At 71.5% G+C, this 24,622-nt stretch carries 22 protein-coding genes and 1 pseudogene; 11 read left to right on the top strand and 12 right to left on the bottom strand.

Annotation, left to right across the window (positions count from 1 at the left end; genetic code table 11):
• Positions 1 to 386 precede the first annotated feature (386 nt).
• The 3 genes and pseudogenes from JF597_RS12170 to JF597_RS12160 form a co-directional block, all read right to left on the bottom strand.
• Entirely contained in the window at positions 387 to 2,138 is a 1,752-nt protein-coding gene (locus tag JF597_RS12170) for a hypothetical protein (protein ID WP_366916396.1), read from the bottom strand.
• Positions 2,139 to 2,397: 259 nt separating this feature from the next.
• Positions 2,398 to 2,550: pseudogene (locus JF597_RS12165) on the bottom strand (LuxR C-terminal-related transcriptional regulator); the annotation flags it as partial.
• A gap of 103 nt (positions 2,551 to 2,653) precedes the next feature.
• Positions 2,654 to 3,031 carry an ATP-binding protein gene (locus JF597_RS12160; RefSeq protein ID WP_366916395.1) on the bottom strand — a complete coding sequence of 126 codons (378 nt, stop codon included), beginning with the start codon at positions 3,029 to 3,031 and terminating at the stop codon, positions 2,654 to 2,656.
• On the opposite strand from JF597_RS12160, the gene JF597_RS12155 reads away from it, so the two are divergent.
• Entirely contained in the window at positions 2,988 to 3,386 is a 399-nt protein-coding gene (locus JF597_RS12155) for a hypothetical protein (protein WP_293992978.1), read from the top strand. The genes JF597_RS12160 and JF597_RS12155 overlap by 44 nt on opposite strands.
• Positions 3,387 to 3,390: 4 nt before the next feature.
• Here the strand turns inward: JF597_RS12155 and JF597_RS12150 are convergent, their stop codons facing one another.
• Together JF597_RS12150 and JF597_RS12145 are read right to left on the bottom strand one after the other, a co-directional pair.
• A complete protein-coding gene (locus tag JF597_RS12150) occupies positions 3,391 to 4,080 on the bottom strand; it encodes a response regulator (RefSeq protein ID WP_293992975.1) in 690 nt (229 codons plus the stop codon).
• Positions 4,077 to 5,774, bottom strand: coding sequence for a sensor histidine kinase (locus JF597_RS12145; RefSeq protein WP_293992973.1), 1,698 nt, complete (start codon positions 5,772 to 5,774; stop codon positions 4,077 to 4,079). The genes JF597_RS12150 and JF597_RS12145 overlap by 4 nt, the downstream gene beginning before the upstream one ends.
• 234 nt (positions 5,775 to 6,008) lie before the next feature.
• On the opposite strand from JF597_RS12145, the gene JF597_RS12140 reads away from it, so the two are divergent.
• The 3 genes from JF597_RS12140 (at position 6,009) to JF597_RS12130 (ending at position 8,903) form a co-directional block, all read left to right on the top strand.
• The gene (locus JF597_RS12140) at positions 6,009 to 6,869 is read left to right on the top strand and encodes an ABC transporter ATP-binding protein (protein WP_293992970.1); all 861 of its coding nucleotides are present in this window, start codon (positions 6,009 to 6,011) and stop codon (positions 6,867 to 6,869) included.
• The gene (locus JF597_RS12135; RefSeq protein ID WP_293992968.1) at positions 6,866 to 7,747 is read left to right on the top strand and encodes an ABC transporter permease; all 882 of its coding nucleotides are present in this window, start codon (positions 6,866 to 6,868) and stop codon (positions 7,745 to 7,747) included. The genes JF597_RS12140 and JF597_RS12135 overlap by 4 nt, the downstream gene beginning before the upstream one ends.
• Positions 7,748 to 7,808: 61 nt before the next feature.
• Entirely contained in the window at positions 7,809 to 8,903 is a 1,095-nt protein-coding gene (locus tag JF597_RS12130) for an ABC transporter substrate-binding protein (protein ID WP_293992966.1), read from the top strand.
• A gap of 100 nt (positions 8,904 to 9,003) precedes the next feature.
• On the opposite strand, the gene JF597_RS12125 is transcribed toward JF597_RS12130, so the two are convergent.
• A complete protein-coding gene (locus JF597_RS12125) occupies positions 9,004 to 10,326 on the bottom strand; it encodes a HAMP domain-containing sensor histidine kinase (RefSeq protein WP_293992964.1) in 1,323 nt (440 codons plus the stop codon).
• 154 nt (positions 10,327 to 10,480) lie between these two features.
• Here JF597_RS12125 and JF597_RS12120 point away from each other — a divergent pair, with 154 nt between their 5' ends.
• From JF597_RS12120 to JF597_RS12100, 5 genes are read left to right on the top strand one after another with little or no spacing between them, the layout of a single operon-like run.
• On the top strand, positions 10,481 to 11,116 hold the full coding sequence (locus tag JF597_RS12120; protein ID WP_293992961.1) for a hypothetical protein: 636 nt from the start codon (positions 10,481 to 10,483) through the stop codon (positions 11,114 to 11,116).
• A 5-nt stretch (positions 11,117 to 11,121) separates the two neighbouring features.
• Complete coding sequence (locus JF597_RS12115; RefSeq protein WP_293992959.1) at positions 11,122 to 11,856, top strand: ABC transporter ATP-binding protein; 735 nt, start codon at positions 11,122 to 11,124, stop codon at positions 11,854 to 11,856.
• Positions 11,843 to 12,514, top strand: coding sequence for an ABC transporter ATP-binding protein (locus JF597_RS12110; RefSeq protein ID WP_293992956.1), 672 nt, complete (start codon positions 11,843 to 11,845; stop codon positions 12,512 to 12,514). The genes JF597_RS12115 and JF597_RS12110 overlap by 14 nt, the downstream gene beginning before the upstream one ends.
• Complete coding sequence (locus tag JF597_RS12105) at positions 12,511 to 15,162, top strand: FtsX-like permease family protein (RefSeq protein ID WP_293992954.1); 2,652 nt, start codon at positions 12,511 to 12,513, stop codon at positions 15,160 to 15,162. Before JF597_RS12110 ends, JF597_RS12105 begins: the two co-directional genes overlap by 4 nt.
• Before the next feature lie 56 nt (positions 15,163 to 15,218).
• Positions 15,219 to 15,965 (top strand): response regulator transcription factor, encoded by a 747-nt coding sequence (locus tag JF597_RS12100; RefSeq protein ID WP_293992952.1) that lies wholly within the window; start codon positions 15,219 to 15,221, stop codon positions 15,963 to 15,965.
• Between the two features lie 262 nt (positions 15,966 to 16,227).
• Here JF597_RS12100 and JF597_RS12095 read toward each other — a convergent pair whose 3' ends face one another.
• The 5 genes from JF597_RS12095 to JF597_RS12075 all read right to left on the bottom strand — a co-directional run bounded on the left by JF597_RS12095 (position 16,228) and on the right by JF597_RS12075 (position 21,529).
• A complete protein-coding gene (locus JF597_RS12095; RefSeq protein ID WP_293992949.1) occupies positions 16,228 to 17,073 on the bottom strand; it encodes a hypothetical protein in 846 nt (281 codons plus the stop codon).
• Positions 17,074 to 17,226: 153 nt separating this feature from the next.
• Positions 17,227 to 18,063, bottom strand: coding sequence for a hypothetical protein (locus JF597_RS12090; protein ID WP_293992946.1), 837 nt, complete (start codon positions 18,061 to 18,063; stop codon positions 17,227 to 17,229).
• Positions 18,064 to 18,303: 240 nt separating this feature from the next.
• Positions 18,304 to 19,578 carry a hypothetical protein gene (locus JF597_RS12085; RefSeq protein ID WP_293992944.1) on the bottom strand — a complete coding sequence of 425 codons (1,275 nt, stop codon included), beginning with the start codon at positions 19,576 to 19,578 and terminating at the stop codon, positions 18,304 to 18,306.
• Positions 19,579 to 19,616: 38 nt separating this feature from the next.
• Entirely contained in the window at positions 19,617 to 20,885 is a 1,269-nt protein-coding gene (locus JF597_RS12080) for a HAMP domain-containing sensor histidine kinase (RefSeq protein WP_293992941.1), read from the bottom strand.
• Complete coding sequence (locus JF597_RS12075) at positions 20,876 to 21,529, bottom strand: response regulator transcription factor (RefSeq protein WP_293992938.1); 654 nt, start codon at positions 21,527 to 21,529, stop codon at positions 20,876 to 20,878. Before JF597_RS12075 ends, JF597_RS12080 begins: the two co-directional genes overlap by 10 nt.
• 225 nt (positions 21,530 to 21,754) lie before the next feature.
• Between JF597_RS12075 and JF597_RS12070 the strand changes: the two genes are divergently transcribed.
• Entirely contained in the window at positions 21,755 to 22,183 is a 429-nt protein-coding gene (locus tag JF597_RS12070; RefSeq protein ID WP_293992935.1) for a BlaI/MecI/CopY family transcriptional regulator, read from the top strand.
• 4 nt (positions 22,184 to 22,187) lie between these two features.
• Positions 22,188 to 23,219 (top strand): M56 family metallopeptidase, encoded by a 1,032-nt coding sequence (locus JF597_RS12065; RefSeq protein ID WP_293992932.1) that lies wholly within the window; start codon positions 22,188 to 22,190, stop codon positions 23,217 to 23,219.
• Positions 23,220 to 23,342: 123 nt separating this feature from the next.
• Here JF597_RS12065 and JF597_RS12060 read toward each other — a convergent pair whose 3' ends face one another.
• On the bottom strand, positions 23,343 to 24,020 hold the full coding sequence (locus tag JF597_RS12060; RefSeq protein ID WP_293992930.1) for a phosphatase PAP2 family protein: 678 nt from the start codon (positions 24,018 to 24,020) through the stop codon (positions 23,343 to 23,345).
• Between the last annotated feature and the right edge of the window lie 602 nt (positions 24,021 to 24,622).

Raw genomic sequence — 24,622 nt, 5'->3', positions numbered from 1 at the left:
ACCCCGCGTCGCACTTCCAGTGCGGACCACGAACGCCTGATCTTCATTCTGACGCCCGACCGCACGTCACCAGACGGGCATCGGACTCGCGTCTGCCGTGCCGTCGTCGGGGCCTTCGCTGGGGAGGATCTGGGGAGTATGAGCGCGTCTGGGGAGCGCGTGGGGAGAATCGGCTGCGTAACGCCAGACGGTCCTGAAAGACACCGAAAGACTCGTCTGCGCGGGCCAGAGGCACCGGTGGCCGCATCGTCACAGGTCAGCGCCCCCCAGTAGACGACTTCGAGAAGATCTCGTCGTGGGCGGCGATTCTGTTCGCCCCGCCCCCGGTCGGGACGGTCTACGGCATGGACTTCTCCCACACACCAAGCGGAAGGACTGGCTCCGAGTCACTGGGGGATGCGGGCGGAGGTGATCGTCATCGGGGTGCCGGTGACGGCGATGAGGTAGCTTCCCGGTCCGTGGCCACCGGGCACCGCGCGGAATCCCCCCTCGGGCTTCACCCGGTAGTCGGCGGAGGCGTGCGGGGCCAGCACGGCCGGGCCCGAGGCGATGGTCCACCAGTTGGAGGCGCCCTGGCCGGTTCGGCTCGCGAAGTGGGGCTCGAGCGCCGTTCCTGTGGTGTTGAAGGCCCGGACGTCGATGGCGGTGACACCGGCACGCGGCCCGTGCCCGGCGAAGTGCGGCGTGAGGCTCATGCGCAGCGGCGGTGGGCTCGCGGCGGCGATCACGACGCATGCGAGGGCGGGGGCGAGCAGGCCGGCCGCGATGACGGCCTTGGCGCGGCGGCCGGTGAGGCGGGGCAGGTGTGGCTGCCAGGCGGTGGCGAACGCGGCGGCCGGGACGGTGGCGGCGGCCGCCAGCCACAGCGGGGTCATCATCAGGAAGTAGCCGTCCTGGGAGCGGGTGGCGAGGTAGAACGCGAGCCACGGCAGGACGGTGAGAGCCGGGCCGAGCCGCCGGACGAACAGCAGCGTGGCCGCGAGCAGGCCGAGCAGGAGCAGCCGGCTGCCGTACGAGTAGAAGTCGAGGCGGCTGCTGCCGTCGGTGAAGTAGTAGGAGATGCCCATCACGCCCTGGCCGTGCAGGATCGCCTTCTGGTCGAGTGGCAGCAGGATGCCGTGCAGCCAGCCGGAGAAGTCCTGGACGGCGAAGTACGCGTCGGCCGCGGACCAGGTGAGTGCGGCGGTGGCCGTGTAGCGGGCGGTGACCGACAGGGCGCGCCGGGGGCCGAGTTCACCGCGCCGGACGGCGTACAGGCCGATCAGGAGGAACGGTACGAGGAACCAGGCGAGTTGCTGGGCGGCGCAGGCGGCACCCAGGCAGGCGGCCCGCAGTACGCCCCCTGCCCCGAGGTAGCCGCCCTCGCCGGTGCGGGACCAGCGGACCACGACGGGGACGAGCAGGGCGAGGGCCGTGACGGCCGGGTAGCCGGCGTAGGCGTAGTGGGGCAGGAGGCCGAAGCCGAGGCAGACGGCCGTTCCGGCGGATCGCCAGGGCGCCGGCAGCAGGAACCACAGCAGGACCGAGGAGGCCAGCAGCGCGACGGTGGGGACCAGGGTCGCGGCAGCCGTCGAGTGGAGGACGGCGTGCACCGGTGCCGCCAGCAGGGCCGTCAGCGGCGGATAACCGTACGTGTAGTCGGCGCCGCCGGACATCGTCTTGGTGATCCCGACGCCGTGCGTGTCGAACAACCAGGGCCACGGTTGGCCGTAGACCGGCCGGCCGTGCAGGATCTGGTTCGCGGCCTGGGAGGTCAGCGCGGCTTCGTCCGCGCCCGTGTGGTCGAGCAGGTAGCCGCAGATCACCAGCGCGACGGCGGTGACCAGTACCGCCGCGTCGACCCTGATCAGTGCCGGCCGGCTGCGTACGAGGAGGACGAGGACGGCGCAGACGAGGATCGAGGCGTAGCAGGCGGAGATGACGGCGGCGACCGGCGGACGCGTCGCCATCGCGGTCGTCCAGGCGGCGCGCGTGCCGATGAACAGGCTGATCGTGGCCACCAGCGTCATACCCCGGTGCCACTGCTGGGGCCCGCCGTCCGGGACCCCGAGGGCTGAGGCTCCGGTCGGGGGCAGTGCGGCACGACGACGGGTCTCGACGCCCACTCCGCCCACTCCGCCGGGATGGGTGCCTGCCAAGGACTGCCTCCTCTGCCTCGCCTCCGTGGGGCGGCAACCGCATGTGTCCGGGCGAGGTTGCGCCAAGCCGGAGGTTCGTCCGACCGCCCCGACGTGAAGGTCACGCTTCCGCCGTTCAGGGCAGGGACGAACAGACGCCCCGTTTCGATCATCTACAGTTCACCTGACGTCTACAAGGCTGTAGTCGGTAAGCGGTTTGCGTGAAACCACCCACCGGGAAGGCGTCCAACTCTTACCGCCGCCTCACGGGCGCAAGCGGTCAGACTCCGTGCGGGCGCAGCTGGTGTTCATAGGCGAAGATCACCACTTGGACCCGGTCGCGGAGTTGCAGCTTGGCCAGGATGCGCGTGATGTGGGTCTTGACGGTGGCCTCCGTGAGGCGGAGGTACCGGGCGATCTCCGCGTTCGTCATCGCGGCTCGCTCAGCTTCAGCTCGCCGCAGACCGTCCAGCCCGTGGTGGTGGGTCCCACGGTCAGGTCGCCGTCGAACAGGGCGACTCGCTCCCGCATCCCGGTCAGGCCGTTGCCGGTGCGCGGGCGGGTGCCGGGGCCGGGCCGCCGTCGTCGTTGACGGTGAAGGCGACCCTGGAGGAACCGCGGTGCAGGACGATGTCGACCGTCGACGCCTCCGGCGCATGCTTGACGACGTTCGTGAGTGACTCCTGCACGATCCGGAAGAGCGTGGTCTGCACTTCGGCGTCCAGCTGCTGCTCAGTGCCGGTCTCGGTCAGCCGGACGTCCAGGCCGGTGCGGCGGGTCTCGTCCACCAGGGTCTTGAGCGAGCCCAGGGCCGGCTGCGGTGCCCGGTCGGCTCCGTCGTCCGCCCGCAGGACGCCGAGCAGGCGGCGCATGCCGGTCAGGGACTGCCGGCCGGTCGAGGCGGCCTGGAGCATCCTGTCGCGGGCGCCGTCCGGATCGGCCGCCGTCGTGGCCGCTGCGGCCTCGGCGAGGGCGACGAACTCCGCGCTGCTGTTCGGCGCGGCGATCCTCGTGCCGTGGCTGCTGCACCGCTTCGCCGGGCTCAACGCCATCGCCGCGTTCTGGGCCTCCTACGTCCTCACCCGCCCCCTCGGCACCTCACTCGCCGACTGGCTGGGCATGGACAGGCCGCTCGGTATCGGCCTCGGCTTCGGCACCACGGCGATCCTCGCCGCGCTGGTGTGCGCCGCGCTGGTCGGCTACCTCGCCCTGTCCCACCCCCGCGCCGCCCACGACACCCCGGGGCTCAGTCCCGCCACCCTGCCCTGACCGTTCAATGCACGACGCGGTAACGGTGCTCGGGACGTCCGGTGGCTCCATAGCGCAGTTCGAGCCGGACCATGCCCTCCTTGACCAGGTAGGAGAGATACCGCTGAGCCGTGGCACGGGAGACCCCGGTGCGTTCGGCGGTCTCCGCTGCCGACAGGGCGTCGTGCGCGGTGCGAAGGGTCTGGTGCAGCAGGGCGAGCGTCGGCGCGGAGTGGCCCTTGGCCGGGACACGGGGCACGGCCGGCGGGCGGGCGGCACTGAACAGGGCGTCCACATCGGCCTGTTCGGTCTCCGGGACCGTACCCAGGGCGTCCATGCGGTGCTGGAGTTCGCGGTAGGCGGTGAGCCGCTCGGCGAGATCAGGCGCGCCGAAGGGCTTGACCAGGTAGCCGACGGCACCGAGCTTCATCGCGATCCGCACCGAGGTGATGTCCCGGTCTGCGGTGATCATGATGGCGTCGGGACGGTCGCCGCCCTCGTCTCCGCTCAGCCGGCGCAGTACGTCGAGTCCGCTGCCGTCCGGCAGGAAGACGTCGAGCAGCAGCAGGTCCGGGTGGAGATCGCGTACCGCGTCCAGCGCCGCGGCCACGGTCGCCGCCTGGCCGACCACCTCGAAGCCCTTGACGCGGGACGCGTAGTCGCAGTGGACACGGCTGACCCGGAAGTCGTCGTCCACCACCAGGATCCGGATCACCAGCGGTCACCTCCTGCGATGCCGTCACCCGCGCCGACCGGCACCGGCGGAGCCGTCGTGAACAGGGCGCCTTGCGGGGCCAGGGCAGTGTCGGGCACCGGCAACGTCACGGTGAAGACCGCACCCGGCCCCTCGCTGACCGTGATCGTGCCGTCGTGCCGCTGCACCAGCCTGTGGACGAGAGCGAGTCCGAGGCCGCGCCGGGCGGTGCCCCGGTCCGGGCGAGTCGACCAGCCGTCCTCGAAGATCGACTCGGCGGTGCCCGGCGGGATGCCCGGACCGGTGTCGGCCACCTCCACCCGTACCACGTCGACGGCCTCGATCAGCGACAGCCGCACCTCGGCACCGCCCGCAGGCGCCGGTCCGGTCGCCGACGCGTCGATCGCGTTGTCCAGCAGATTGCCGACGATCGTCAGCAGCCGGCGCAGATGCGGCGGGTCCTCGCCCAGGGCGGAGTCGTCGCTGAGGACGATCCGCACCCCGCGCTCCGCGGCCACCGTGATCTTGGCGACGATCAGCCCCACGAGCAGCGGGTTACCGATCCGTTCCCGCACCGACTCGGTCAGCGCCTGCTCTGCGCCGGCCGTCTCGACGGCGAACTCGTAGGCGGCGTCGTGGTCGCCGATGTCCAGCAGCCCGGCCACCGTGTGCATCCGGTTGGTGAACTCGTGCTGCTGGGCGCGCAACGCGTCGGTCAACCCGCGCACCGAGTCCAGTTCGCGCAGCAGCCCGATGAGCTCGGTACGGTCGCGCACGGTGACCACCGCGCCCAGTTCCCGGCCGTGCAGGGCCACCGGCATCCGGTTGACCACCAGGCAGTGGTCGTGGGTGAGCACGCTGATGTCGCTGCCCGACAGGGTGCCGTCCAGGGCGCGGCGCAGCCGCCCGTCCGGCAGCACCTCCTCCAGCGTGCACCCCAGGGCGGTGCCCAGGCCGAGCAGGTCGCGGGCCTCATCGTTGACCACCGTGATCCTGCCGTCGGGGTCGAAGGCGACGACTCCCTCACGGATGCCGTGCAGCATCGCCTCGCGGTCCTGCAGCAACCCGGCGATCTCCTCCAGTTCCAGCCCGAACGTCGTTCGCTTGAGCCGCCTGGCCAGCAGGAACGCGGCCGCCGAGCCGAGCGCGACGGCGATGGCGCTGTACAGGCCGAAGGTCGGCAGCTCGCGCCACAGCTCGCCCAGCACGTAGTGCTCGGGAATGCCCGCGGACACCTCGCCGACCAGCTTGCCGGCGGGCCCGTACAGCGGAGCCTTGCCGTTGGCGGAACGCCCGGTCGCACCCTGGTCGGTGCCCACGTGGGTCCTGCCGTCCAGCACCACGATCTGATCACCCGTCGGTTCGCCGATCAGCGCCGGGTCGGGGTGGGAGTGGCGGAAGCCGCGCAGGTCGAGCACGACCACGTACGACGCGCCCGACGCCTTTCGGATCCTTTCGGCCACGGTCTGCACCACGTCACGGCCGCCCCCGTCCTGCATGGCCTGCCGGATCTGCGGATCGGCCGCCGTGGTCTGCGCGATGTCCAGCGCCCGCTGCTCGTAGGCGCGGTCGATCTCGCCCCGCTGCGCGAAGGCGAACAGCACGAAACCGATCAGCCCGGTCAGCGCCAGGATGACCATCTGGTTGGCCAGAATCCGCGCGGAGAGCCTCCCCTTCCCGCCGCGGCCGATGATCGGGATACAGATGGGTTTCACAGGTGTCTCTGCCTGCCGTGCGACTGCCGGGCGCGGCCCCTGCGCCGTACCCGTGGTGGCGTGATTGTGCCCCTGCCATCGGTCTTCTGCCCACCCCCGGCCCGCTGAGCAGAACGAGCAGAACCCTGGCTAACACGGCTAACGCGAGATACGGATGAAACGGCGACGTAACACCCGGCGGCCTCTAGCGTCTGCCTTCCTCGACCCCCGAGGGCAGGAAGGAGACGGCCTCAGATGGCTTCGCGAAACGATGCCGCGGTGGACCCGGTCGCCGAGACAGCCGGCCAGGACAGCGCGCGAGTCGAGATTTCCGGGCTCACCAAACGATTTCTGACTCCAGCCGGCGAGGTGTTCACGGCACTGCAGGACGTTTCGTTCACCGTGGAGCCCGGCCAGTTCTGCGCGGTGGTGGGCCCGACCGGATGCGGCAAGTCGACGACGCTGGGCATGGTGTCCGGGCTCGACCGGCCCAGCGAGGGCTCGGTCCGGGTCGGCGGCCGCGAGGTGGACGGCGTCACCGACGGCGTCAGCTTCATGTTCCAGGCAGACGCCCTGCTGCCCTGGAAGACGGTCCTCGGCAACGTGCTGATGGGCCCGGTCTTCCGCGGGGTGCCCAAGCAGCAGGCCCAGGTCTCGGCACGCGACTGGTTGCGCCGGGTGGGCCTCGCGGGGTTCGAGGACCGCTACCCGCACCAGCTCTCCGGCGGCATGCGCAAGCGCGTGGCGATGGCCGCGGCGCTGATCAACGAACCCCGGATCCTGATCATGGACGAGCCGTTCGGTGCCCTGGACGTGCAGACCAAAGCAATCATGTCGACCGAACTGCTCGGTCTGTGGGAGCAGATCCGGCCGTCGGTCATCTTCATCACCCACGACCTCGACGAGGCCGTGGCGCTCGCCGACCGGGTCGTCGTCATGACGTCCAGCCCCGGGTCGGTCAAGGCGGTCTTCGACATCGACCTGCCGCGCCCGCGCGGCTCGGTCCAGGAGATCCGCTTCCAGCCCCGCTTCATCGAACTTCAGCACCAGATCTGGAACTCGCTGCGCGAGGAGGTGGAGCGCGCCTACGCACGCACCGCAGGAGGTACCGCATGAGCACGACGTCCGCTGTATCCCCCGCTCCCCTCAAGAGCGGCACACCGCTCTCGGCCGGGGCCGCCGCCAAGCGCGCCCGCCGGCGCCGCGTCGCCCTGGTGTGGGCGGGCCGCGTCGGTCTCGCGGTCCTCGTCATCGGCGGCTGGCAGGCGTTCACCACCTGGGGGATCGTCGACCCGTTCTTCTTCGGGCAGCCCTCGGGCATCGCCAGACGGCTCGTCGACCTCTTCCGGCACGGCACCGAGTTCGGGTCCTTCTACGCCAACATCTGGACGACGATCCAGGAAGCGCTGGTCGGCTTCGCCCTCGGGGCCCTCACCGGAGTGGTCTTCGGTGTCGCGCTGGGCCAGAGCCGCTTCCTCGCCGACGTCCTCGGGCCCTACATCAAGATGGTCAACGCGATCCCGCGGATCGTCCTCGGCTCGATCTTCATCGTCGCGTTCGGCATCGGCGTGCTGCCGAAGATCCTGCTCGCCGCGGTGCTGGTGTTCTTCATCGTCTTCTTCAACGCCTTCCAGGGCGTGCGCGAGGTCGACCGCAACATCCTCGCCAACGCCAGGGTGCTCGGCGCCTCCCAGCTGCAGATCATCCGGCACGTCACCGTGCCCTCCGCGCTCACGTGGATCATCGCCAGCCTGCACAGCGCCTTCGGCTTCGCGATCGTCGGCGCGCTGGTCGGGGAGGTGCTCGGCGCGCAGAGCGGCCTCGGCCTGGTCATCAAGACCGCGCAGAACAACTTCGACCCCAACGGCGTGTTCGCCACGATGCTCGTCATCTCGGTCATCGTGCTCGGCGCCGAGTGGGTGATCGGCAAGCTCGAACACCGGCTGCTGTCCTGGCGCCCGCCGGCCCCGTCCGAGGCGTCGAACGCCCTCTGACCCGGCCCCTCCCCTCCCCCGCTCTCCTCTGTTCCACCTCAGAAAAGGAATGTGGCCAGCCATGTCCAGACGACCCGCCACCGTCGCCGCGTCTCTCCTCGCCGTTCTCGCCCTCGGCGCCGTCAGCGCCTGTTCCAGCAACTCCGGCAGCACCACCGCGAGCAGCGGCTCCGGCGGCACACCGAACGTCAAGCTCATGGTCGGCGGTATCGACAAGCAGATCTACCTGCCCTACCAGCTCGCCCAGAACCTCGGCTTCTACAAGAAGTACGGCGTCGACGTCCAGCTGAGCACGGAGCAGGACGGCGGTGTCGGCGCGGAGGAGGCCATGGCCTCGGGGCAGGTGGACATGGCAGGCGCCTGGTACAACCACACGATCGAGTTCCAGGCCAAGGGCAAGGCGGTCGAGGACGTCGTCCAGCTCTCCGGCGCACCGGGCGAGCGGGAGATGTGCACCAAGAAGTCGGGCGTCACCTCGGGCGCCGACTTCAAGGGCAAGACCCTCGGCGTCACCGACCTGGGCTCGGGCACCGACACACTCACCCAGTTCCTCGCCGCCAAGAAGGGCGTCAAGACCAGCCAGTTCCACCGGATCGGGGTCGGAGCGGGCTCCACCGCCATCGCCGCCCTGCAGAACGGCAAGGTCGACTGCGTGATGACGACGCAGCCGACGGTCGCCGCGATCGAGAAGAAGGGCGTCGGCACCTCGGCGATCGACCTGGCCACCACGCAGGGCGCCACGGCGGCGATGGGCGGTGCCTTCCCCGCGGCCAGTGTGCTCGCCCGCACCGACTGGGTGGACTCGCACAAGGACACGGTGCAGAAGGTCGTCGACGCGCTCGTCGCCACCATGCACTGGATCAACACCCACAGCGCGGCCGACATCGCGAACAAGCTGCCCGCGTCGTTCGTGTCGAACCAGCTGGTGACCAAGGCCGACTACGTCACCGCCCTGACCGAGGACAAGGGTCAGTTCCTCCCCGACGGCATCATGCCGGCCGGCGGCCCGAAGACCTCCCTGGCCACGGAGCAACTCGTCGGGAACGTGAAGGGCTCGGTGGACCTCAGCAAGACGTTCACCAACGACTTCGCCCTCCAGGCCAACAAGACCGAGGGCTTCAAGACCACCACCACCCCGGCAGGACCGACCGGCTGATCCCGCCGCACAGGGCCGCTCGGGTCACGACCGCCCGGGCGGCCCCGCACCGCGCACTGCGCTTCGCCGGCCGGCCTCTCTTCGCTGTACGCGCCCCGTCTCATCCCGGTGTTCCTGCCCTCTGCGTCTCATCCTGGTCGACGGGAAGGAGCAGGGTGAACGTAGCCGGGTGTCGGTTGGTCAGGGAGAGCCTGCCGCCGAGCGAGACGGCCAGGTCACGGGCGAGGGCCAGGCCAATGCCCGTTCCCTCCCCGTCGCCGGTGCGCCCGCGGTCGAAGAGCCGGGAGTACTCGCCCGTCACGGCGCCCTCGTCGCTCACATCGAAGGCGAGGGCATCCTCCAGGTCCCGCACCGCCACGCGGACCGTGCCGCGCCCGTGCACCCGGGCGTTGTCCAGCAGGATGCCGAGCACCTCCGAGACGGACGCGCCCGGAACCCGGATGTCGGCCCGTGTCTCCTGGGTGGCGCGCTCCAGGCGTCTGCCGTCCTGGGCGAAGAGGCCGTGCCATCGATCCTCCGTCTCCCGCAGCAGCTGCCCTACTTCGACCGTCCCGGCGGTCGGGCGAGCGATCTCGCCGGAGCGGGACAGCCGCAGCACCTCCTCCACTGTGTGGTGCAGGCGTTGTGTGGTGGCCAGCGCCTCGGCCAGTACGGGTCGCAGCCGGGCGTCGTCCTCCTGGGCGAGGCCCGCCTCCAGGGCGAGTTGCAGGCCGGTGAGCGGGGTGCGCAGCTGGTGGGAGGCGTTGGCTGTGAAGTCACGTTCGCGGCGTAGAAGTTTCGAAAGGCTGTGCAGCATTTCGTTGTGGGTGCGGGCGACCTGGTCGATCTCGGCGACGCTGCTCCGGGCGGCCCGTACGTTCAGGTCGCCTTCGGTCACCGCCCGGCACTGGCGGGAGAGGTCCTCCAGCGGCGCGGCCAGCACCCGGGCCTGACGGCGGGCGACAAGGACAGCGACGGCCAGCGCGACCGCGGCCACCCCGAGCAGCAGCAGCCAGGCGACGGCGACCCGGTTCCGTACGGCGGCGGCGGGAGAGGAGGCGCGTACGACGCCGATCACCTTCTCGGCGTGGGAGACGGGTACGGCCACCACAAGGTCCGGGCCCGACCGGCCCCGTACCACCTCACCGCCCAGGCCTTGCCGGACCGGGGTGTCTCCGGACCCGGGGCCGCTGCCCGCGCGCAGTCGCGCGTGAGGGTCGTACAGGCCCAGACCCGCGCCAGACGGGGGCGCGGGCAGTTCCACCGGGTCGCCCGTCACGTAGTCCGGGCTCACATGTACGGCCGCGGCCAGGGCCGACCGTTCCAGGGTGTCGCGCTGGTCGGCGTACAGGGACGACCTGATCGCCAGGGCCAGCGGGACGGCGAGGAGGACGACGGCGACCAGAGCGGCGGTCAGGGCGACTCGCACCACGCGCTGTCTCATGCCCTCATCATGCGGGCCCTGCACCTGGGCGGATGCGCCGCGCCACACGCTTTTGCCGTCGTCTAACCCTCGGCGAGCGGGGCGTTAACCGGCGGCTTCCTAGCGTCGGTGCCATGACCGTCCGTTCCGAGGACACCCCTGGAGGGCAGTGGCCATGGCAGCACGCACAAGGACGTACGCCGTCGTCGGGCTGAGCGTCGTGGCGGCGGTGACCGCCGGCTGTTCCGGTTCCGGGTCGCACACCGGCTCCGGTAGCCCTGCGTCCGGTTCGACCACCGTCAGCGGACAGAACAAGCCGGCGCCCACCGAGTCCAACCCGCCCGGCGACATCCCCGACAACCAGGTGTACGTCTCCTACCAGCCGACCGGCGGATCCTTCACCGGCTTCACCCTGAAGGTGCCCGAGGGCTGGGCCCGCACCAGCCAGGGCGGCACCACCGCCTTCACCGACAAACTCAACACCGTGAAGATCGCTGCGGTTTCCGCCTCCGGCGCACCCACGGTCGGCTCGGTTGCCAACACGGTCGTACCCCAACTCCGCACCGAGGTCCCGAAGTTCGCCGCGCCCGAGGTGAGTGAAGTGACCCGGCATGCCGGCCATGTGGTCCTACTGACCTATCAGGGCGACTCGGCGAAGGACCCGGTCACCGGCAAGGTGGTGCGGGACGCCTTCGAGCGGTACGCGTTCTACCACGCGGGGCACGAAGTCGACCTGACCCTGTCCGGACCGGTCAAGGCGGACAACGTCGACCCGTGGCGCACCGTCAGCGACTCCTTCACCTGGCGGTGAGCCTCATGTCCGGCAGCACACACACCGGCGGCGGCTCCGACGACGTCCTCACGGCCCGCGAGCTGTACCGCTTCTACCGGGCCGGGGAGGAGGAGACACTCGCGCTGCGCGGGGTGTCCCTGGAGGTACGGCGAGGTGAGACGGTCGCGGTCGTGGGCCCGTCCGGGGCCGGCAAGTCGACCCTCCTGGCGTGCCTTGCCGGACTCGACGAGCCCTCCGGCGGGGAGGTCCACGTCGACGGCGTACGGATCAGCCACCGGCCCGAGACCGAGCGGGCCCGGCTGCGGGCCCGGCACGTCGGCGTCCTGCTGCAGACCCGCAACCTGCTGCCGCACCTGAGTGTGCGGGACAACGTCCGCCTGCCGCAGTGGGCGCAGGGACGCAGGACCCGCGTACCGGCCGAGGAACTGCTGGCCCGGGTGGGGCTGGCCACCCGGGCGCACGCCTTGCCGCGCCAGTTGTCCGGTGGCGAGCTGGCGCGGGCCGGGCTGGCCGTGGCGCTGGCCAACGCGCCCGCCGTTCTGCTGGCCGACGAGCCGACCGGTGAACTGGACGGAGAGACGGAGCAGTTGGTTCTGTCGATGCTGCGGGAGCGGGCCGCGGAGGGGTGCGCGGTGCTGATCGTCACGCACAGCCGGGAAGCCGTCCGCGTCGCGGACCGGGTGATCACCCTGACGGACGGGAAGGCCACCGACACCCAGCCGCTGGACCGCGGGGAGGCGCGCGATGTCGTCGGATGAGATGCTCGTCAGCTGCGCGGACGCGGCCCTGGCCTTCGGCCGGGGAGTGCAGGCGGTGGTGGCCGTACACGGGGCCCGCCTGGAGATCCGGGCCGGGGACCGGCTCGCGGTCGTCGGTCCCTCGGGGTCGGGCAAGAGTTCGCTGCTGCACCTGCTCGCGGGGCTCGAACGGCCCACCAGCGGCACGGTCACCCGGGCCGCCTCCCTCGGGCCGTACGACATCGGTCTGGTCTTCCAGGGCGACAGCCTGATCCCCGCCCTGAACGTGGTTGAGAACACCGCCCTTCCCCTGGTCCTCACCGATCGTCCGGAGGGCGAGGCGCGACTGTGCGCGCTCGCGGCACTCGCCCTCGTGGACGCCGTGGACCTGGCCGACCGGCTCCCCGAGGAGATCTCCGGCGGCCAGGCCCAGCGGGTGGCCGCCGCCCGGGTCTTGGCCCAGGCGCCCCGCCTGATCCTGGCCGACGAGCCCACCGGCCGCCTCGACCGCGCCACCGGCGCCCGCGTCCTGGACGCCCTACTGACGGCCGCCGACCACACCGGCGCGGCCCTCGTCGTCACGACCCACGACCCGGCCGTCGCCGCCCGGCTCACCGTCCGGCGCAGCATGCGCGACGGACGGCTGCTCGCACCTCTCGCACCCGAGGAAGTGTCATGATCGCCGCTTGGGCCCGCGGGCTGGCCCGCCACCGCACCGGACGGCTCCTGGCCGCCCTGACCGGCATCGCGCTCGCGGTCGCCCTGGTCGCCGCGCTCGGCTCCTTCCTCACCGCGTCGAAGGCGACCATGACCCAGCGTGCGGTGCGCTCGGTCGCCGTGGACTGGCAGGTCCAGGTGCAATCCGGCGCCGCGCCGAACTCGGTTCTGTCCCTGGTGGGCAGGGCCCCGGGCACCCGCGCCGCCCTGCCCGTCGGCTTCGCTCACACCGACGGCTTCACCGCTCGCGTGCAGGGCAGCACCCAGACCACTGGTCCCGGCATGGCCCTCGGCCTGCCCGACGGCTACCGCACCCGCTTCCCCGACGCCATCCGCACCCTCTCCGGCTCCGCCACCGGTGTCCTGCTGGCCCAGCAGACCGCCTCCAACCTGCACGCCGCCCCCGGCGACACCATCGGCATCCGGCTGCCCGGTGGCGCACTACGCCAGGTGAAGGTGGACGGTGTCGTCGACCTCCCCCAGGCCGACTCCCTCTTGCAGACCGTGGGCGCCCCCAGCCAGGCCCAGCCGACCGCGCCCCCGGACAACGTCGTCCTGCTGCCCGCCGCCCGGTTCGTCTCCCTGACCCGCGGCGCCACCGGCGTCACCACCCAGATCCACGCCGCCCGCGACACCACCCGGCTGCCCTCCGATCCCGCCGCTGCCTACACCTCCGTCACCGGCGCCGCCCACAACCTCGAAGCCCGCTCCGCGGGCACCGCCCTGGTCGGCAACAACGTCGGCGCCGCCCTGGACTCCGCCCGCCAGGACGCCCTGTACGCCCAGATCCTCTTCCTCTTCCTCGGCCTGCCGGGTGGCGTGCTGGCCGCCGCGCTCACGGCGGCAGTCGCCTCGGCCGGCGGCGAACGGCGCCGACAGGAACAGGGGCTGCTACGACTGCGCGGGCTGCGGCCCCGCCAGATCACCGCACTCGCCGGACTGGAGGCCGCCTTGATCGGCCTCCTCGGCGGCCTGGCAGGACTGGTCATCGCAGCCCTCACCGGCCGCCTCGCCTTCGGCACCGCCTCCTTCGGCGCGAGCGCGGGATCCTGGTCCGTCTGGTACGCGGTCGCCTTCGTCCTCGGAGCCGCGGTGGCCGCAGGCGCCGTCCTCGTCCCCGCGCTGCGGGACCTGCGCGCGGTCACCGTCGCCGACACCCGCAAGCAGGAGGACGTACGACGCTCCCGGTCGCCCTGGTGGATGCGCTACGGCCTGGACTTCGCCCTCCTGATCGGCTCGTGGCTGGTCTTCCGCGCCTCCTCGGGCAACCAGTACGCACTCGTCCTCGCGCCCGAGGGCGTGCCCAGCATCTCGGTGTCGTACTGGGCCTTCCTCGGCCCCGCCCTGCTCTGGATCGGCGCGGCCCTGCTGCTGTGGCGCCTCACCCTGCTCGCCCTCACCCACGGCCGGCCCGTTCTGGCCCGGCTGGTACGGCCGCTGACCGCGACCCTGGCCGGCACCACCGCGGCCGTCCTGGCCCGGCGTCGCCGCCCGTTCGCCCGGTCGGTGGTCCTGCTCGCCCTCGCCGTCTCCTTCGCGATCTCCACCGCCGTCTTCAACGCCACCTACCACCAGCAGGCCGAGGTCGACGCCCGGCTGACCAACGGCGCCGACGTCACCGTCACCGAACCGCCCGGCACCCGAGTCCCACCCATCGCCGGGAACAGCCTGAAGCTCTCCGGCGTACGGCACGTCGAACCCCTCCAGCACCGCTTCGCCTACGTCGGCTCCGACCTCCAGGACCTCTACGGCGTACGACCGGACACCATCGCCAAGGCCACCTCCCTCCAGGACGCCTACTTCGCGGGCGGCACCGCCCACCAGCTGATGCGCCGCCTCGCGCAGCGCCCGGACAACCTCCTGGTCAGCGTCGAGACCGTCAACGACTTCCAGCTCTCCCCCGGCGACACCCTCAACCTGCGCATCCAGGACGCCCGCACCAAGGCCCTGCACACGGTCCCCTTCCACTACGCCGGTATCGCCAAGGAGTTCCCCACCGCCCCCAAGGACAGCTTCTTCGTCGCCAATGCCTCCTACATCGCCAAGGCCACCGGCAGCGACGCGGTCGGGGCCTTCCTTCTCGACACCGGTGGCACGAAACAGCCACAGATCGCCGGCCAGCTGCGCAAGCAGCTCGGCACCCAGGCCACCGTCATCGACCTCACCCAGACCCGCGGCACCGTCGGCAGCAGCCTGACCTCGGTCGACCTGGCCGGCCTCACCCGCATCGAGCTCGCCTTCGCCGTGCTGCTCGCGGCCGGATCCGGCGGCCTCGTCCTCGCCCTCGGCCTCGCCGAACGCCGTCGCACCTTCGCCATCGCGACCGTCCTCGGCGCGCAACCACGCCACCTGCGCGGCATGGTCCTCTCCGAGGCCCTGCTCCTGGCCGCCGACGGTCTGGCCGGAGGCGCCCTCATCGGCTGGGCCCTGTCGGAAATGCTGGTCAAGGTCCTGACGGGGGTCTTCGATCCCCCGCCGACCGCCCTGTCGATCCCCGGTGTCTATCTGGCGCTCACCGGGGCAGCCGCCCTCGCCGCCGTCCTCGCCGCTGCCCTCAACGGCGGCCGCGGCAGCCACCGCCCCGCTGTGGAAGAACTCCGCGACCTGTGAACACGGCGTACACCGGCGACGAGCCCCTCGCCCCAGCGGCTCCTAGGCTGTGGACCATGCGCATGCCCGCCGCACCGGACCGCAGCCGACTGCGCGTCCTCGTCGTCGAGGACGACGAAACCATCGGCCGCCACCTGGAGACCGGCCTGCGCGGCCACGACTACGCTCCCACGTGGTGCCGCACCGGAGCGAGCGCTCTGCTGGAAGCCGCGCGGGCACCGTACGACGTGCTACTGCTGGACCTGGGCCTGCCGGACATGGACGGCCTGGACGTCGCCCGGCAGCTGCGCGCCCGCCTCCCCGACCTGCTGATCGTCGTCCTGACGGCACGGACCGACGACATCGACATCATCGCAGGGCTGGACGCGGGGGCCGACGACTACCTGGTCAAGCCGTTCAGCCTGACGGTGCTGCTCGCCCGGCTGCGAGCGCACCTCCGGCGGCACGCGGTGGCCGCGTCGGCCCGGGAGCCGGTGCGGCTGGGCGACCTGGTCGTCGACCTCCCCGCCCGGCGTTGCGCACTGCACGGCGTCGACGTCCCGCTGCGGGCCAAGGAGTTCGACCTGCTCGCGGTGCTGGCCGATCGGGTCGGCGAGGCGGTCTCGCGCGAGACGCTGATGGCCGAGGTGTGGGACGAGAACTGGTTCGGCTCCACCAAGACCCTCGACGTGACCATGGCGAGCCTGCGCCGGAGGCTCACCGAGGCCGCGCAGGCGAGCGAACAGCCCACCCGGCTGCCAGGGATCACTACGTTGCGCGGGCACGGGTACCGGCTGGAGGGGCAGCCGGATCCGCAGGGCTGAGAAGCCGGCCGGCGACACAAGTACCAGCAGCCCGGGACCCATCGGAAGCCATCCGGTCAGCAGGCGGCAGCCCAGAACCGCCGAGACCGCCGCCGATCCCGGCGCCCCGGCCTCCGTACCGGCCGTGTCGACGGGCCCCACGGCGAACTCTTCCAGGCCCGGCCGCCGCGCCGGTCACAACGACGGGCACGACGGCGTGGGCCTCTGACTGCCGCTCGCGCGGCGCCCGGACCGTGCCGTGACGGCGAGGTGTGCGGCGGGCTCAGCCCGCCCTGCGCTCGCGGACCTGCGCGTAGGCCATGAGGCCGAGCAGGACGGCCAGCAGGACCGCGGAGGAACCGGGGGTACCGAGGTTCAGGCCACCCTTGGCGACCGGCTTGGTCAGGAAGTCGCCCGCGGTGGCGCCGAGCGGGCGGGTGAGGACGAACGCGATCCAGAACAGCAGGACGTTCGGCACCACGGGCACCTTCATCAGCACGACCAGGACGGCGAGCAGCCCGGTCACCAGCAGCGCGCCGCCCGCGTAGCCCAGGCCGGAGCTGTCGGACAGGAAGTCGCCCATGGAGGTGCCGAGGGTGTTGGAGACGAGGATCGCCGCCCAGAACAGGGCCTCGCCGCGGAAGGTGACGATGTCCCGGATCTGGAAGGTCATCCCGCTCAGCCGCCAGACCGCGAAGATGACCAGCAGGATCGAGATCAGGATCGCCGCGCCGGCCGGGTAGCCGAGACCGAGGCCCTGCGGTCCCCAGCCGAGCGAAGTGGCACCGCCCGAGAGGTACTTGGCGCTGGCATCGCGGTTCATGAAGTCGGACATGGTGGTGCCGGCCATGCTGGTCGACAGGATGACCGTCCAGTAGAAGAACGGGTTGTAGCGGCGGGACCTGAGCTGGACGACGAGTGTCACCACGAAGATCAGGAACAGGGCGATCGTGGTGAGGAAGTAGCCCAGTTTCAGGGTCTGGGAGAAGAGGTCTCCAGCGGTCTCGCCCAGCGTCGTCGCCGCAATCTTCATGATCCAGAAGACGAGTGTGACTTCGGGCAGTTTCTTCATCACCGATTTCGTCGTGCTCGCGGCGTCGAGGTCGGTGAGGACTTTTGGCTGCTGCAAGGTGGGGGGCTCCTTGTGCGGTCGTACGGCAGGGCGCTCGCCGGCGATGAGGGCGAGCACCCTGCCGGATGGGCGACCGCGACGAGGCGATCGCGATCAACGACCTTGGCAGCGGCAACCTGAACACGTCCTGAACGCCGGCCCCGTTCCTGTTCAGGCGGCGTGGCGCGCGGCTTGCTGCGGCTGCGTGACGTCCTTCCGGCTGACCGCCAGGTACATCACCAGACCGAGGACGACGCCGAGGAACAGCACGCTCGTGGCGACGGCGCCCAGGCCCAGGCCGCCGTCACCGGTCGGCTGGGAGAGGTAGTCGCCGACGGACGAGCCGAGCGGGCGGGTGAGGAGGTAGGCGATCCAGAAGCTCCACACGGCGTCCAGGTCGAGCGCGAAGTGCGCGAGGGCGACCGCGCCGATGAGCAGGGCGAACAGGACCGCGGACAGCCAGTGGCCGAAGTCCATCCGTTCGGAGACCAGATCACCGGCCGCAGTGCCGAGGGCGAACGTGCACAGGACGGCGAGCCAGTAGAAGAACTCCCGGGCGGTCGCGTCGATATGGTGGATGGACAGAGTCCGCTCGCGCCGGTACCAGACCACGAAGACGACCGCGAGGAGGATCGCGAGGACGGTGGTGCTGGTCTCCAGCGGCACACCCATGGTGTCGGTGAGGTTGTCGCTGACCAGCGTGCCGACGACGCTGATCAGCGCGACGACCGGCCAGTACACGCCGGCACGGTAGGCACCGGTGCGGAACTGCACGACCAGGCCGACCGCCAGCAGGGCGCTCATCAGCACCGACACACCGGTCAGGCCGAGCCCGGCCCTCTCGTCGAGCAGGTCGGCTGCGGTCTCCCCGACCGTCGTGCACAGCACCTTGATGATCCAGAAGTAGACGGTGACCTCGGGCACCTTGTTCCAGCCCGACCGGCGGCCCGAGGACGCCGCGGCGTCGGCCGATGAGGCCGCCGTGGTCTGTGATGTCTCGTGTGCCATGAGGCCCGACCGTGCCACGGACCACCTGAACGCATCCTGACTGCCGTGCGGCATACGCCACCCCACCGTCCGCCGCCCTGAACCGTCCCGCCGGCACCGTGCGCCCGTCGGGAACGCGCAGCAGCTCGGGCAGCACCAGGTCGAAGGCGGGCGCGTCGTCGACGATCGCGTCACGGATCCCGTGCCCCGCGAGAGCACGATCGGCGGCGGTCCCGGGAGAGCCGCCGCCGATCAGGTCCTTCAGCGCATGTCCGTGAGAAGGGTGCGGAGTTCGGCCTCCTGGCGGGCCGGCGCCATCGGCGGGTTCGAGTGGTCGATGCCGAAGGTCTTCAGGACCTGGTCCATCTGGGCGTCGAGGAAGGTCCAGCCGGTGTTGTCCAGCGGCTGCAACGTGGCCTGGTCGGCGTCCCAGAGGTCTCGCAGCGACTGGGCAGCCGCGTGGGCCCCGGCCGCGTTCCCCGACTGTGCGTCCTTGAGCGAGGTCGATGCGAGTGCCTTCAGCGCGTCGACCTTCGTGGGCGGGAACTTCTTCACGGCCTGGCCGGGGGCGAGGTGAACGGTGGAGGTGGCGTCCTCCTCCGGCGCCGGGCCGACGTGCGGTTGGCTGTGCGCCCAGACCAGCAGACCCACGGTGGCGACGGCGAGGAGGCCGAAGCCCGCCAGCGCGACGCGCTCCCTGCGCGGGTCGGCGGTGATCTGCGGGGTGTGCGTGGCGTCGTAGGTCTCGGTCACGTCGGAGCGCGTCACCGTCAGGTAGATGACGGTCGCCAGGATGAGGCCGAGGAAGATCAGGCTGGTGGTGAAGGTGCCCAGCGCGAGGCCGGTCGGCTCGCCCGGCTGGGCGACCTTGGGGGAGGCGAGCCAGTCGCCGATGTTGGCGCCCAGCGGGCGGGTCAGGATGTAGGCGAGCCAGAAGGACAGCACCGGGTTCGCGCCGGCCTTCCACAACAGCATGATCGCCGCGATGAGGCCGAGCGGCAGCAGGACCGAGACCCCAGGGCTCCAGCCGGTGAGTTCGAGGGTCCAGTCGCCGGTCGCGGTGCCGAGCGCGAAGGTGACGAGAACGGTGAGCCAGTAGAACGACTCACGCGGCAACGTGTTGACCGAGTGGATCGAGAGGGTGCGCTCGCGCAGCCACCACGTGCCGAAGACCACGGCGAGCAGGACCGAGAACACTGTGGTGCTGATCCACAGCGGCACGTTGAGCTGGTCGGTCAGGATGTCGGTGTAGAGCGTACCCGTGACGCTGACAACAACCACGGTCAGCCAGTAGGGGAACGGGACGTACCGCTTCAGCCGCAGCTGGACGCCCAGGACCACGACGAACACCGCGGTGAAGATCCAGGCCGTGTTCACCAGGCCGACGCCCAGCTTCATGTTGATCCAGTCGGCGAAGCTCTCACCGACGGTCGTGCACAGGATCTTGATCACCCAGAACCAGACGGTGACCTCGGGAACCTTGTTCAGCATCAGCCGCCCGCTGCGGCGCGTGCGGGCTTCGCTCGTCGTTGTCATGCGCCGAGGCTGGCCCGGCCAACCTGCACACAACCTGACTACGCGATCGCCTCCGCCGTGGGGAAGGTCACCTCGACGCGGCCGTGACCAGCCGCGATCGCACGGACCGCCACTCCCGCGGACGCGGCGAGACGCTTGACCACCGCCAGCCCCAGCCCGTGCCCGTCACCGCTGGTCACGCCCGCTTCGAAGACCCGGTCGACCTCCGCCGCGTCGAACCCCGGGCCGTCGTCGAGGACGTCGATCACGACGCCCCGGGGCTGGATGCGCCCTGTGAGCCAGACGCGCGAACTCGCGTGCCGCAGGCCGTTCTCCAGCAGGGGTGACAGCACGGCCACGACGAGTTCGGTTGCCACGGCGACGTCGACGTCGGCGGGGACGGCGAGTTCGATGGAGCGACCCGCGATCGCCTGTCGCGCCGCCGCCCTGAGATCGCAGCGGGTACCACGATCGGTCCGGGTCCGGGCGGCACCCAGAATCGTCGTGATCGCAGTGTTCAGGCGGTCGACCTCGGTCAGGACGGTCTCCGGTGCCACCTGGTGGCCGGAGAGCTGCGCCAGCTGTGCCTCGCCCCGCAGGGCGGTCAGGGGCGTCCGCAACTCGTGGGCGATCTCGTCGGTGAGCCGGCGCTCGTCCGCGAGCGTGTTGTCCACGCGGTCGAGCAGGCGATCGAGGGTTCGCCCGAGCTCCCCGAACTCGTCCCGGGGAACGCCGAGGTCGAACCGGCGCCCGGGTTCGTGATCGCCCCAGTCGTCGGCGAGCGCGGCCATGTCGTGGACCACCCGCAGCGCACGCCCCACCACGAGGCGCGCGACGACGCCGGCGAGCAGGATGGCGATACCGCCCAGCAGGAGCGACATCGTCAGGCTGTGCTGCTCCGACGTCTCGTACGGCGTCAGATCCACCCGCACGACGACCATGACGTGGTGGCCTTCCAGCCGGATCGGCTGGGCGTACAGAAGGTGACCGCCGACCGTGGTGGTCCGGGACCGCCCGGAGCCGACGAGCGTGTCGACGCGGTCGAGGACGCTGCCCGGCACGATCCCGTCGATGAGGTGCCCGTCCGCGTACACCCAGGAGACCGTGTCCAGCGCTTCGTTGCCGCCCTCGATCAGCACGACGTGGCCGCCGCGTACGGCCACGTTCGCCGCCACCGCCTCCGCACGTGTGTGCGCCAGAGCGTTCGCGTCGGCGTCGGTCACCTGGCTCAGCAGCACGTGCGAGACCACCACCAGGACCGCGACCACCGCGGTCGCGATCAGCACCGCGAGCGCGACGACCCGCCCCCGGAAGCCTGTCACTCCCATCGGTAGCCCACCCCGCGCACCGTCGCCAGGCGGTCGGCCACGCCCAGCGCGCCGAGCTTGGTCCGCAGCCGGCGAACGTAGGAGTCGAGGGTGTTGTCGCTGACCCGCGCGCCGTGCGGCCAGCCCGCGGCGACCAGGGCGTGGCGGCGCACCGCGTCGCCCGGTGAGGCGATGAGCCTGCCCAGCAGCCGGAACTCGGTCGGCGTCAGGCTCTCGCTCGTCGAACCGTGGATCACGACATGTTTCGCCGGATCGAGAACGACGCCCCTCGGTGGGGTCGTCGCGGTCGTTCTGCGCAGCAGGGCGCGGACCCTCACCAGCAGCTCCGGGATGTCGAACGGTTTCGTCATGTAGTCGTCGGCTCCCGCCTCGAAGCCGCCCACCTTGTGATGCATGCCGTCCAGAGCGGTGAGCATCAGCACCGGGGCGTCGACGCCACGGGCCCGCAGCGCCAGGCAGACGTCGCGGCCGTCGGCGTCCGGGAGCCCCAGGTCCAGCACGACCAGGTGAGGCAACGGCTCGAGCAGCCGCAGCAGACTGTCCGCGGTGGCGGCCACTGCGACCGTATGGCCGTCGTGCTCAAGTGCGCGCTTGAGCACGTCACGGACGGCCGCGTCGTCCTCACACACCACGATGAAAGCCACAGATCGACCCCAGGTACTCCAGTTGCTGTTCTCTGTTCTCCCGGGCGCCGATCACCCTCGGCGGCGAAGAGGCCGGCACAGAGGCGAAGAGGCCGGCCCGGACCGGAAGGCTGCCCGGCTCCGGCGAGGCCCCCACCGTACGCTCTACGCCTACGTGTCCTACAACAAGTAGGACATGGGCGGGTAGCCTGTGCGAAACGACGGCGAGGGAAGGCGGACGGTGAGGTGACGGGCCAAGGATACGAGGAAGCCCACGAGGCGTCCGGCAGGCGGGCTCGCGGCCAGCTGGAGAGCGATGTACTCGCCGCGCTCTGGGCGGCGGACGGTCCGCGGACCGCGCGGGAGGTCCGGGAACAGCTGCCGGGCGACCTCGCCTACACGACCGTACTCACCATCCTGTCCCGGCTGCATGACAAGGGCATGCTGGTACGGCACCGTGAGGGCCGCGGCTATGCCTACGAGCCGGCCCGCGACGAGGCGTCGCACACCGCCCAGCGCATGCACTCTCTGCTGACGGGTGGCTCCGACCGCCAGGCGGTGCTGGCCCGCTTCGTCTCCGAACTGTCCGAACAGGACGAGCACCTGCTGCAGCAGCTGCTGTCCGGGCACGACGACGTACCCCCCGAGAGCCGGCGTTCGCCCGGGAAGCGGTGAGCCGGTGCTGATCAGCGTCTACATCCCGTTCCTCGTCTCGGCCGCGCTCGCCGTGCTCGCACCGCCCGTGGCGCACCGGCTGCCCCCGCGCCGGGCGGCCCTGGCGCTGGCCTGCGCCGCGCTGGTGACGGCGGCCGGATGGGCGGGATCCCTCGCCCTGCTGGCTTTCACCGGAGTGGCGCAGATCCCGCAGATCGCCGAGGAGGGCCGCTGGTCCGTGTCCGCGCTGCGCTCCCAGGATCCCGTCTACGCCGTGGTCGCGGCCGTCAGCACCCTGGTGCTCGCGGCGTGTGCGGTCTCCCTCTGCGTGGCCGCCGTCCGGCAGGGCCGCCACCTGCTCCGGGCCCGGCGGGAGTGCGCCGGCCTGCCCGGAGACACGGAGCTGGCCGTACTGGACGACGACGTCCCGCTGGCCTTCGCACTGCCTGGGTCACCGGGCCGGATCGTCGTCTCCCGGGGGATGCTGCGCCGTCTCGATGGCGCCGAGCGCGAGGCACTGCTCGCCCACGAACGGGCGCATCTGCGCGGGCGTCACCACGTCTTCCAGAGCGTGTGGCGGCTCACGGCCGCCCTGAACCCGTTGCTGCGGCCGGTGGCCGTCGCGGGCAACTTCGTCCTGGAGCGCTGGGCCGACGAGGAGGCCGCCGAGCGGGTCGGTGACCGTACGGTCGTCGCCCACGCCGTGGGCCGCGCCGCCCTGGCATCCGCCGGTGCGTCCCGTCCCGCCGCGCTGGCCGCGACCGGCGGGGTGGTGCCCCAGCGGGTACGGGCCCTGCTGGCCCCGCCGCCCGCCCATCGCAGCCTGCCCCTGCTGGCGGGCGGTCTGCTGCTCGCCGTCTGCTGCGCGAGCCTGGCCAACGCCGCCTCGGACAGCGACCGCATGCTGGACAGCGCGCAGTGGGCGCTGTGCAGGGCACATGCCGGCACCGCCACCGCCACAGCCGCGCCGACCGACCACGACGGCGCCCCTGGGCACGGACCGGACGGCTGCCGTGCCGCCCCTGACCGTCCGGAGCACGGAGAGCGGTACTTCTGACCTGCCGGGCGCGCCGGTCCGCACCCCGCCGAGCGAGAAGGCCGTTTCACCGGCGGGCGTGAGCCCGCTGCCGGCGCCCGCTTCCGCGCAAGATGTCGTGAGGCCGCGCCGCCGAACGGGCGGTCACAGCGGATCCCCGGCCGAAGCGGCTTGCCGGGCCGGCGCTGTGGTGGCGGTGAGCTCGGTCGTCAGCAGGGGGCGCAGCGACCCATGGCTCAGGAAGCCGACGAGCGGGGTTGCCCAGCGGCGCAGTGCCGAGCTGACGAGGAAGGCGACCGGGAGGGCGACGGCGGCGGAGCCGAGGACGTCGTGGGGGTAGTGGGCGCCGACGTAGACCCGGCTGAAGCCCTCCAGTACGGCGAACACGGCGGCGACGGCGCTCAGCCGGCGGTCGAGCAGGAAGAGCGCTGCCACGGTCGCGGCGGCCACGGTGGCGTGCCCGCTGGGGAAGGCGTAGTCCGAAGGTGCCGGGCAGGTGTCGACCAGGTAGGCGTGGGGCATCGACCGGCAGGGCCGCACCTCCGCGACGAGCTTCTTGACGACCTCGGCGGCGGCGAAGGCTGTCAGGACGGCGACCGGCGCGGCCAGCGCGACGGTCATCGCCTGCGGACCACGGCGGCGTGCGGTCCACCAGCCCGCGATCATGAGGATGGCGAAGACCCCGAGACCGAGGTTGGTCCACACCTCCATGGGCGTGTTGAGCCACCTGGTGTCACGGGCGAAGTCGGTGACCGAGGTGAACAGCGAGCCGTCGATGCCGGATCCGTCGAGGGCCAGTTGCGCGGTGGCGGCCGCGGCCATAGGGAGGGGTCCTTCCGTCCGTGCGAGTGCGTCGCGTGCTCACGGGTTGAGCGGGCGGCGATCGGGTTCGGGCTCCGTCACCGGTCGCCTCGCCCTTGTGAGGTGACGTTCGAATGACATGGCGACGACATCGGAGTGACTGTCCGGCTAATCTACTACATCTTGTAGACACAAGGAGATGGGGTCGTTCGCCGCACAGCGCGGCCGAGGCCGGGTCCTGCCCGGCGGTGTCCGCGGAGACCCGCACCCGACGGACCGTAGGGCGACGTCGCAGCCGCCAGGGCGGACGAAGCCCACGCGGTTTGCCAGGGGCGCCCGGTCCCGGGAGTCGGCTACCGGTCCGCCGGAAAGTCCGCCCCCGAGTGCGTCACGATCCGCCTCGACCGGGACGGAGGGCGCCCGGCGGGTCCGCAGCCACTCGATGACAGAAGGCACCAACCCGGCGGCGGCGCCGACGGCAGGCGTCAGGCAAGCCGTCCCGTGCCCCCCGCTCCCGCCGAGCGAGCACGCCGGCCGGGCGGGCGACAGCAGGGTGTCACCGGGCAGGAAAACACCCACCGCGGGCGGGACGGTCTCGGCGAAGACAATCGCCGGTACGGCCC

The organism is Streptomyces sp., assembly GCF_019510245.1.
GTDB lineage: Bacteria > Actinomycetota > Actinomycetes > Streptomycetales > Streptomycetaceae > Streptomyces.
This window is presented reverse-complemented; position numbering and strand designations above follow the sequence as displayed.